Annotated in this window: 8 protein-coding genes and 1 pseudogene; 5 read left to right on the top strand and 4 right to left on the bottom strand. The window is 49.7% G+C overall.

Annotation, left to right across the window (positions count from 1 at the left end; all coding sequences use genetic code 11):
- On the bottom strand, nucleotides 1-194 hold a 194-nt coding region (locus ACMWLG_RS25140; RefSeq protein WP_029498572.1), incomplete at its 3' end, for a phage integrase N-terminal SAM-like domain-containing protein.
- A gap of 155 nt (nucleotides 195-349) precedes the next feature.
- Here ACMWLG_RS25140 and dfrA14 point away from each other — a divergent pair.
- From dfrA14 to ACMWLG_RS25120, 4 genes are all read left to right on the top strand, one after another.
- The gene (dfrA14, locus tag ACMWLG_RS25135; protein ID WP_004201280.1) at nucleotides 350-823 is read left to right on the top strand and encodes a trimethoprim-resistant dihydrofolate reductase DfrA14; all 474 of its coding nucleotides are present in this window, start codon (nucleotides 350-352) and stop codon (nucleotides 821-823) included.
- Between the two features lie 220 nt (nucleotides 824-1,043).
- Nucleotides 1,044-1,310, top strand: coding sequence for a plasmid mobilization relaxosome protein MobC (gene mobC, locus ACMWLG_RS25130; protein WP_001144737.1), 267 nt, complete (start codon nucleotides 1,044-1,046; stop codon nucleotides 1,308-1,310).
- 142 nt (nucleotides 1,311-1,452) lie between these two features.
- Nucleotides 1,453-2,217, top strand: a complete 765-nt coding sequence (locus ACMWLG_RS25125) for an IS6-like element IS6100 family transposase (protein WP_001389365.1) — start codon at nucleotides 1,453-1,455, stop codon at nucleotides 2,215-2,217.
- A 266-nt stretch (nucleotides 2,218-2,483) separates the two neighbouring features.
- Nucleotides 2,484-3,692: a type II site-specific deoxyribonuclease gene (locus ACMWLG_RS25120; RefSeq protein WP_001749969.1), complete on the top strand. Its 1,209-nt coding sequence runs from the start codon at nucleotides 2,484-2,486 to the stop codon at nucleotides 3,690-3,692.
- 33 nt (nucleotides 3,693-3,725) lie between these two features.
- Here the strand turns inward: ACMWLG_RS25120 and ACMWLG_RS25115 are convergent, their stop codons facing one another.
- Nucleotides 3,726-5,159, bottom strand: a complete 1,434-nt coding sequence (locus ACMWLG_RS25115) for a DNA cytosine methyltransferase (RefSeq protein WP_001288432.1) — start codon at nucleotides 5,157-5,159, stop codon at nucleotides 3,726-3,728.
- 98 nt (nucleotides 5,160-5,257) lie between these two features.
- Here ACMWLG_RS25115 and ACMWLG_RS25110 point away from each other — a divergent pair.
- Nucleotides 5,258-5,530: pseudogene (locus ACMWLG_RS25110) on the top strand (IS1 family transposase); the annotation flags it as partial.
- 10 nt (nucleotides 5,531-5,540) lie between these two features.
- On the opposite strand, the gene ACMWLG_RS25105 reads toward ACMWLG_RS25110, so the two are convergent.
- Entirely contained in the window at nucleotides 5,541-5,747 is a 207-nt protein-coding gene (locus ACMWLG_RS25105) for a hypothetical protein (protein WP_001749967.1), read from the bottom strand.
- 4 nt (nucleotides 5,748-5,751) lie between these two features.
- On the bottom strand, nucleotides 5,752-6,189 hold the full coding sequence (locus ACMWLG_RS25100) for a restriction endonuclease (RefSeq protein WP_020325134.1): 438 nt from the start codon (nucleotides 6,187-6,189) through the stop codon (nucleotides 5,752-5,754).
- Nucleotides 6,190-6,324: the final 135 nt, after the last annotated feature.

The following is a 6,324-nucleotide window of genomic DNA, read 5'->3' as shown; positions in this document are numbered from 1 at the left end:
AGAAATGCCTCGACTTCGCTGCTGCCCAAGGTTGCCGGGTGACGCACACCGTGGAAACGGATGAAGGCACGAACCCAGTGGACATAAGCCTGTTCGGTTCGTAAACTGTAATGCAAGTAGCGTATGCGCTCACGCAACTGGTCCAGAACCTTGACCGAACGCAGCGGTGGTAACGGCGCAGTGGCGGTTTTCATGGCTTGTTATGACTGTTTTTTTGTACAGTCTATGCCTCGGGCATCCAAGCAGCAAGCGCGTTACGCCGTGGGTCGATGTTTGATGTTATGGAGCAGCAACGATGTTACGCAGCAGGGCAGTCGCCCTAAAACAAAGTTAACCCAGGATGAGAACCTTGAAAGTATCATTGATGGCTGCGAAAGCGAAAAACGGCGTGATTGGTTGCGGTCCAGACATACCCTGGTCCGCGAAAGGGGAGCAGCTACTTTTTAAAGCATTGACCTACAATCAGTGGCTTCTGGTGGGTCGCAAGACGTTTGAATCTATGGGCGCACTCCCCAATAGGAAATACGCGGTCGTTACCCGCTCAGGTTGGACATCAAATGATGACAATGTAGTTGTATTTCAGTCAATCGAAGAGGCCATGGACAGGCTAGCTGAATTCACCGGTCACGTTATAGTGTCTGGTGGCGGAGAAATTTACCGAGAAACATTACCCATGGCCTCTACGCTCCACTTATCGACGATCGACATCGAGCCAGAGGGGGATGTTTTCTTCCCGAGTATTCCAAATACCTTCGAAGTTGTTTTTGAGCAACACTTTACTTCAAACATTAACTATTGCTATCAAATTTGGAAAAAGGGTTAACAAAGCTATGCAATCGACGGCAAAAAGCTTCGTTCGCTTCGCGCACTACGCCTTTTCCGCGATTGATAGCGACGTTATGTGAATATTGAAATGAGCATTCCAAAGAAAGGAAGTAGAAAAATTATCGTGGGCGAAAATGAGTTTTTGTGGCTCATTAGGTCAAAACTCACATATTCGCAGGACTGTTTAGGTACAGAAATGACTGCGGTCGTTGAACCGGATGCCGGTCCTCACTGATGAAGAAGTGAACACCGTACGGGAATCGTGCCGGCAGCTTGGAGCTATCGGCCGGAACCTCAACCAGGTGGCCAGGGCCTTGAACATCGAGTTCAGGGAAAGTGACAAGCTCAAGCAAGAGGCCATCGAAAAACTGGCCGAACGGATCGACCAGCATTTGGACCATGTGTCTGAGCTGTTCGATAAGACCTGGAGCCGGTGGCACGATTGTCATTTTCAGAAGACGACTGCACCAGTTGATTGGGCGTAATGGCTGTTGTGCAGCCAGCTCCTGACAGTTCAATATCAGAAGTGATCTGCACCAATCTCGACTATGCTCAATACTCGTGTGGGCTCTGTTGCAAAAATCGTGAAGCTTGAGCATGCTTGGCGGAGATTGGACGGACGGAACGATGACGGATTTCAAGTGGCGCCATTTCCAGGGTGATGTGATCCTGTGGGCGGTGCGCTGGTATTGTCGCTATCCGATCAGCTATCGCGACCTTGAGGAAATGCTGGCGGAACGCGGCATTTCGGTCGACCATACGACGATCTATCGCTGGGTCCAGTGCTACGCCCCGGAGATGGAGAAGCGGCTGCGCTGGTTCTGGCGGCGTGGCTTTGATCCGAGCTGGCGCCTGGATGAAACCTACGTCAAGGTGCGGGGCAAGTGGACCTACCTGTACCGGGCAGTCGACAAGCGGGGCGACACGATCGATTTCTACCTGTCGCCGACCCGCAGCGCCAAGGCAGCGAAGCGGTTCCTGGGCAAGGCCCTGCGAGGCCTGAAGCACTGGGAAAAGCCTGCCACGCTCAATACCGACAAAGCGCCGAGCTATGGTGCAGCGATCACCGAATTGAAGCGCGAAGGAAAGCTGGACCGGGAGACGGCCCACCGGCAGGTGAAGTATCTCAATAACGTGATCGAGGCCGATCACGGAAAGCTCAAGATACTGATCAAGCCGGTGCGCGGTTTCAAATCGATCCCCACGGCCTATGCCACGATCAAGGGATTCGAAGTCATGCGAGCCCTGCGCAAAGGACAGGCTCGCCCCTGGTGCCTGCAGCCCGGCATCAGGGGCGAGGTGCGCCTTGTGGAGAGAGCTTTTGGCATTGGGCCCTCGGCGCTGACGGAGGCCATGGGCATGCTCAACCACCATTTCGCAGCAGCCGCCTGATCGGCGCAGAGCGACAGCCTACCTCTGACTGCCGCCAATCTTTGCAACAGAGCCTCCGTCGCCATGCTCACCTCGCTTTGGTGCACACGAGTATTGAGCATAGTCGAGATTGGTGCAGATCACTTCTGATATTGAACTGTCAGGAGCTGGCTGCACAACAGCCATTACGCCCAATCAACTGGTGCAGTCGTCTTCTGAAAATGACACTGTTTGTATATAATCATGAAAAAATGGTGAGTAGAGTTTCAGGGTAACAGGGGATGCTTATGTCGGTTTTCCACAACTGGCTACTTGAGATCGCATGTGAGAATTACTTCGTCTACATCAAACGCCTTTCCGCCAACGATACCGGCGCAACAGGTGGTCACCAGGTAGGGCTTTATATCCCTTCAGGTATCGTTGAAAAACTCTTTCCGTCTATCAACCATACCCGTGAACTGAACCCTTCGGTTTTTCTCACCGCACATGTGTCATCGCATGATTGCCCTGACAGCGAAGCCAGGGCAATTTATTATAACAGCCGTCATTTTGGTAAAACCCGGAATGAAAAAAGGATTACCCGCTGGGGTAGAGGCAGCCCACTTCAGGATCCTGAAAATACAGGGGCTCTGACGCTCCTGGCTTTCAAGCTTGATGAGCAAGGGGGGGACTGTAAGGAAGTAAATATTTGGGTATGCGCCAGCACTGATGAAGAGGACGTCATTGAGACCGCTATTGGTGAAGTTATACCCGGAGCGCTTATATCCGGCCCCGCAGGACAGATTCTAGGCGGACTATCTCTACAGCAAGCGCCAGTAAATCATAAATATATTCTACCTGAAGACTGGCACCTGCGCTTTCCGTCGGGAAGTGAAATTATTCAGTATGCAGCCAGCCATTATGTGAAAAATTCCCTTGATCCGGATGAGCAACTTCTTGACCGCCGGCGCGTGGAGTACGACATATTTCTATTGGTTGAGGAACTGCATGTTCTGGATATCATCCGGAAAGGATTTGGCTCTGTGGATGAATTTATTGCGCTGGCCAATTCTGTCAGCAATCGCCGTAAATCCAGAGCCGGGAAGTCGCTGGAACTGCACCTGGAGCATCTATTCATTGAGCACGGCCTGCGACACTTTGCGACGCAGGCCATCACAGAAGGTAATAAAAAACCCGATTTCCTTTTCCCTTCCGCAGGGGCTTACCACGATACTGAGTTTCCCGTAGAAAATCTGCGCATGCTGGCAGTCAAGACTACCTGTAAGGATCGCTGGCGTCAGATACTGAATGAGGCCGATAAAATTCATCAGGTGCATCTGTTTACACTCCAGGAGGGAGTTTCTCTGGCTCAATATCGGGAGATGCGGGAGTCGGGTGTCAGATTGGTCGTGCCATCATCTCTGCACAAAAAATACCCGGAGGCGGTGAGAGCTGAGCTAATGACGCTAGGTGCGTTTATTGCTGAGCTGACAGGGCTTTACGCAGATATTCCATAGATTATCTCCCGGCATAAATACCGGGAGGAGCGATCAGATTCGTTCAACCTTGCACGAATCGGCATTAACCGCTTTCAGGATATAAGGTTCAAGCAGTTTGGCTACGGCTTCAAACACGGGCACCACTACGGAGTTACCGAACTGCCTGTACGACTGAGTGTCTGACACAGGAATGCGAAAAGGCCTGCCATCTACTTTTTCAAAACCCATAAGGCGCGCGCACTCTCGCGGAGTCAGCCTGCGGGGCCGATGCGCCTGATTTTCTTCGTTCGCGAAGTCTGTTTCACCTGTGGCCATATCCCAGCCACGGTCTATCAGAATTTCAGACCCGTCTTTGTGATAGCGAGCAGAAAGCGTACGGGCAATGCTTTCTTTATTTTCAGGATTAACGAGGCCAAAACCGAATCCGTTACCCTTAGCTGCGTGCTTTTTGGCGTAGTTATAGAGATACTCCCAGAGTTTCGGCGTCAGTATATATTTGCTGTCAACCACGGGTTCCAGCAGTTCGCCAAATGACGGACGCTGTTCCGGATAAAAACGACTAATATCGCGCAGGGTAAAGCCCTGGTGAATGTTCAGATCACGGCGGAAACCGACCAAAACGATACGTTCTCGGTGCTGAGGTAAAAAGTGCTTTCCGTCGATAACTTTAGGATCGTTTTTGCCCATCTCAGCTGCATCCGCAACTTCATAGCCCAGTTCGTCGAGGGTATCCATGATGACTTTAAAGGTTTTACCCTTGTCATGGCTCTTCAGGTTTTTAACGTTTTCAAGAACAAAGATGGCAGGTTTTTTTGCGCGGATAATACGCGCCACATCGAAGAAAAGCGTTCCCTGAGCCTCACATTCGAAACCATGCGCGCGCCCGAGCGAGTTTTTCTTGCTTACGCCCGCAAGGCTAAACGGTTGACAGGGGAAACCTGCTAGAAGTACATCATGATCCGGCACATGCTCATTAATGTAAGCATAGGCATCGTTTTCAGGTACTTCAGGTTTATCACTGAGCGTGACTTCACGAATATCGAGATTGAAAGTGTGTTCCTGAGCATCGTTAAACCAGTTAGCTTTATATGTGCGCACAGCCTCTTTATTCCATTCACTGGTAAAAACGCACTGGCCACCGATGGTTTCGAAGCCCTTCCGTATACCTCCAATCCCAGCAAACAGGTCAATAAACCGGAAGGCATAGTCAGGGTGATGTGCAGGCGCTTCCGGAAGCATTTTTCGTAGAAGTTCCTCTTCGGCTAACGTCAGCGTCTTAGGTGAGCACTTACCATTAATCCAGCGATTAAGAGTCTCGCGACTCCACTCATTTTTACCAACTTTTCTAAGCAGTTCAGCCACGTACTTCTGGTCATAGATTTCCAGCACCTGCCCGAGCAGCTTTTTATCATTTTCCTGTCGCAGTTGTTCTTCCGCTTCTGCTTTCTCAAGCAGATCCTGCGCCAGTAATTCAAATTCAGACATATTGCCTCCATTGGGTCTTATGGGTGAAACTGTATCACTCATTTGACCCAGATTGAATGTTTTTATCTGGATATTTAAACAGGTTTATTGTTAGGTAACGCACGTTGGCCACGCTGGAGCGTCTTCTGGGCCTGCTGTCGGCCTTTGAGGTCGTGGTATGGATGACGGATGGCTGGCCGCTGTATGAACCCCGCCTGAAGGGAAAGCTGCACGTTATCAGCAAGCGTTACACTCAGCGCATTGAGCGACATAACCTGAATCTGAGACAACATCTGGCAAGGCTGGGACGGAAGTCACTGTCGTTCTCAAAATCGGTGGAGCTGCATGACAAGGTCATCGGGCATTATCTGAACATAAAACACTATCAGTAAGTTGGAGTCATTACCGGTTCTCTTTGTCTTTTAGTGATTCTATAAACCTCATTACGTCTGAATATAAAAATCTATTATTTGATTTATGTGGCTCATGAGGTTGTGGGATGGTCTTGTTTTTGAATGTGCCAGTTTTCTTAATGGCAAAGATTAACTCACCTTCTGTTATTCCTAACATTTCAGCAAATGTTTTTGCTTCTATAGTTACTGACTTCATTTAATTAACTCTCATGGTATCGATTTTCTTTACCGGCATCTTTAACAATGGTGCTCGTTTCTAGTGTTGCTGCGGTACGCTTCATCATCGTCTGCGGGGCGGTTGCGATAGTGAAGGAGCTGCCGGGCGTGAGCAAATCTATCAGGCGCTGGCCGCTGATAATCTCCATCCGTTCACTGGCAATACTGACAGATTTTGAACCTGCGCCGGTTTTCCCGGTATGGCAAAACAGACCGCGACAGTTATGACGTTTAAGCAACTTCTCGAACTCCTGTACGTGCTGTAAAGCAATATGGCCGCGATAGCGTTTAGCCTGAATAAGATAGCGATATTTTCCTATTATTACCTGGCCGTCAATGCCTCCATCGCCGGTATAGCGTTTGTTTCTGATGGTTCTGAAGCCATGCGCTTCAAATCCTTCCAGCAACAGTTCTTCAAACACAAAAGGATCAATTTTCCTCAGGTAGTTAATTTTTTGGGCACTGTTGCAAAGTTAGCGATGAGGCAGCCTTTTGTCTTATTCAAAGGCCTTACATTTCAAAAACTCTGCTTACCAGGCGCATTTCGCCCAGGGGAT

It is taken from the genome of Enterobacter sp. 01-M-02-SI-ECC (assembly GCF_047530595.1).
Lineage (GTDB): Bacteria > Pseudomonadota > Gammaproteobacteria > Enterobacterales > Enterobacteriaceae > Enterobacter > Enterobacter cloacae_M.
Note: the sequence above shows the minus strand (reverse complement) of the source record. Positions and strands in the feature narration are given on the sequence as shown.

Bases quoted from the DNA above. Each gene is read 5' to 3' on its own strand.
- mobC (WP_001144737.1), top strand. From the start codon at position 1,044: ATGCCGGTCCTCACTGATGAAGAAGTGAACACCGTACGGGAATCGTGC.
- ACMWLG_RS25125 (WP_001389365.1), top strand. From the start codon at position 1,453: ATGACGGATTTCAAGTGGCGCCATTTCCAGGGTGATGTGATCCTGTGG.
- ACMWLG_RS25120 (WP_001749969.1), top strand. From the start codon at position 2,484: ATGTCGGTTTTCCACAACTGGCTACTTGAGATCGCATGTGAGAATTAC.
- ACMWLG_RS25115 (WP_001288432.1), bottom strand. From the start codon at position 5,159: ATGTCTGAATTTGAATTACTGGCGCAGGATCTGCTTGAGAAAGCAGAA.
- ACMWLG_RS25105 (WP_001749967.1), bottom strand. From the start codon at position 5,747: ATGAAGTCAGTAACTATAGAAGCAAAAACATTTGCTGAAATGTTAGGA.